Genomic DNA, 2,871 nt, shown 5'->3' with positions numbered 1-2,871 from the left:
CGCCGACAGCCACGGCATTCAAACGCGAGCTATCGTTGCTCGATTTACTCCCCACACTGATTTGCTGTCAGGGCGATCATGTGGAAGACGTCGTCGGCGTTGCATCCGCGCGAGAGGTCGTTGGCTGGTTTGGCCAGGCCCTGCAGGATCGGTCCAATGGCCTTGGCGCCGCCAATGCGCTGGGCGATCTTGTAGCCGATATTGGCCGCTTCCAGATTGGGGAAGATGAACACATTGGCTTCCCCCTTGAGTGGCGAGTTGGGCAGTTTCGTCTTGCTGACCGCCTCCACGAAGGCCGTGTCAAACTGCATCTCGCCATCAATGCAAAGATCAGGCCGCAGCGCTCGCGCCAGTTGTGTTGCCTGCACGACCTTGGTGACGCGCTCATGCGCAGCACTGCCCCCCGTCGAGAAGGAAAGCATGGCAACAGCCGGCTCCTGGCCGCTGATCTGCCGGAATGAACCGGCCGACTGAATGGCTATATCCGCAAGCTCCCTGTAATCCGGATCAACCACAATGCCGCAATCGGCAAACACGAACATGCCCTTCTTGGGATGATAGGGCTCACAAAGCAGGATCAGGAAAAAGCTTGAGACAAGCGTGACACCTTCCGCCTTGCCGATGATCTGCAAGGCATGGCGGATGACCTCTGCCGTGGTCGAAACCGCACCCGCAACCGTGCCATCGGCATCGCCTTCGCGCACCATCAGCGCGGCAAAGCCAAGTGGCGTGCCGGCAATCGCATGTGCCTGCTCGGGGCTCAGCCCCCTGGATTGGCGCAGTGCATGAAGCCTTTCGGCATAGATATCGCGCCGAGGCGACATCACAGGATCAATGATCTCGATGTTCGATCCCCTGACCTGTGCGCCAATCGTGTCCTTGTTGCCGAGCAAGGTGATACGGGCAAGCCCCTCGCGCTCGGCACGCAAGGCAGCCTCGATGATGCGGCTGTCCTCACCCTCTGCCAGCACGATATGGCGCTGCTTCAGGCGGGCATTTTCAACAATCTTGTCCAGCAATTGCATGTGTGGCAGGCCCCTGAGAGTACCGGGAGGCCGTGGGCCTCCCGGCAAGATCACTGACAGGCTTGATCAGACAGGCATCTGCGGACGCATGTCATTGGGATCAATGCCCGCCACAGGCACAGGCTTCTTCATCGCATCGCGACGGAACGGTTCTCCCAGTTCCTGATTGAGAATGACCTCGATGAAGGTCGTAACCCCCTTCATCTGCTCATCGATCGCCGTCTTCAGCGCTTCGGTCAGCGCTTCCTGCGTATCGACCGTCACACCCTTGAGGCCACAGCCTTCCGCCACCTTGGCATAGCTCAGGTTCGGGTTCAGTTCCGTGCCGACGAAGTTGTTGTCATACCACAGCGTCGTGTTACGCTTTTCTGCACCCCACTGATAATTGCGGAAGATGACCATGGTAATCGCCGGCCATTCCTTGCGGCCGATCGAGGTCATCTCGTTCATGGAAATGCCAAAGGCACCATCGCCGGCAAAGCCGACCACCGGAACATCCGGCTGGCCGATCTTGGCGCCGATAATGGCCGGGAAGCCATAGCCGCAGGGGCCAAACATGCCCGGCGCCAGATATTTGCGGCCCTGCTCAAAGCTTGGATAGGCATTGCCGATGGCGCAGTTGTTGCCAATATCGGTCGACATGATCACATTCTTCGGCAAGGCTACCTGAATGGCACGCCATGCCTGCCGCGGCGACATGCGATCCTTCTCGCGGGCGCGTACCGAAGCATTCCAGTCCGTGCCCGGATCATCATCTTCATGGTCCATCGATGAAAGCTGCTGCAGCCAGGCCGACTTGGTATGGTGGATGAGCTGCTTGCGCTCCTCGCGTCCGGCATTGCCGGCCTGTGCCCCAAGCTGCTCCAGAATCTGGCGCGCAACCTGCTTGGCATCACCACAAATGCCGACGCTGATCTTCTTGGTCAGCCCGATGCGATCCGGGTTGATATCGACCTGAATGATCCTGGCGTCCTTGGGCCAGTAGTCTATGCCATAGCCCGGCAGGGTCGAGAACGGATTAAGGCGTGTGCCAAGTGCCAGCACGACATCGGCCCTGGAGATCAGCTCCATTGCTGCCTTGGAGCCGTTATAGCCAAGCGGGCCGACCGACAAGGGATGGCTGCCGGGGAAGGCATCATTGTGCTGGTAGCCGCAGCAGACAGGAGCATCGAGCCGTTCTGCCAGTGCGATGGATTCCGGAATGGCATTGCCGATGACAACGCCGGCGCCATTGAGGATGACCGGGAAGCGTGCCTCTGTCAGCAGCTTTGCCGCCTCTGCAATGGCCTCGCGGCCGCCGCTTGAACGCTCAAGCCGCACGATCTGCGGCAGGTCGACATCAATGACCTGGGTCCAGAAATCGCGGGGAATATTGATCTGGGCGGGGGCGCAGCCGCGCCATGCCTTCTCGATCACGCGGTTGAGCACTTCCGGCACGCGGCTTGGGTCGCGCACTTCTTCCTGATAGCAGACCATGTCTTCAAACAGTGCCATCTGGTCGACTTCCTGGAAGCCGCCTTGGCCGATGGTCTTGTTGGCGGCCTGCGGCGTGACCAGAAGCATCGGCGTGTGGTTCCAGTAGGCGGTCTTGATCGCCGTCACAAAGCCCGTCACACCCGGACCGTTCTGCGCAATGGCCATACCCATCTTGCCAGTCACGCGGCTGTAGCCATCGCAGATCAAAGCCGCATTGGTCTCATGCGCACAGTCCCAGAACCTGATCCCCGCCTTCGGAAACAAGTCCGAAACAGGCATCATCGCAGAGCCAATGATACCAAACGCATTATCTATGCCATGCATCTGCAATACTTTGATAAAAGACTCTTCTGTCGTCATCTTCATGGCG

Annotated in this window: 2 protein-coding genes; both read right to left on the bottom strand. The window is 59.3% G+C overall.

From position 1 onward, the window contains the following. Positions 1-44 precede the first annotated feature (44 nt). Positions 45-1,025 (bottom strand): phosphate acetyltransferase, encoded by a 981-nt coding sequence (gene pta / locus ACFO1V_RS09550; RefSeq protein ID WP_374834705.1) that lies wholly within the window; start codon positions 1,023-1,025, stop codon positions 45-47. Positions 1,026-1,091: 66 nt separating this feature from the next. After that, on the bottom strand, positions 1,092-2,867 hold the full coding sequence (xsc, locus tag ACFO1V_RS09545) for a sulfoacetaldehyde acetyltransferase (RefSeq protein WP_374834707.1): 1,776 nt from the start codon (positions 2,865-2,867) through the stop codon (positions 1,092-1,094). Positions 2,868-2,871: the final 4 nt, after the last annotated feature.

This window comes from Daeguia caeni (assembly GCF_042653845.1).
Lineage (GTDB): Bacteria > Pseudomonadota > Alphaproteobacteria > Rhizobiales > Rhizobiaceae > Brucella > Brucella caeni.
The sequence above is the reverse complement of the archived record's forward strand: the minus strand, read 5'-3'. Positions and strand labels throughout refer to the sequence as shown.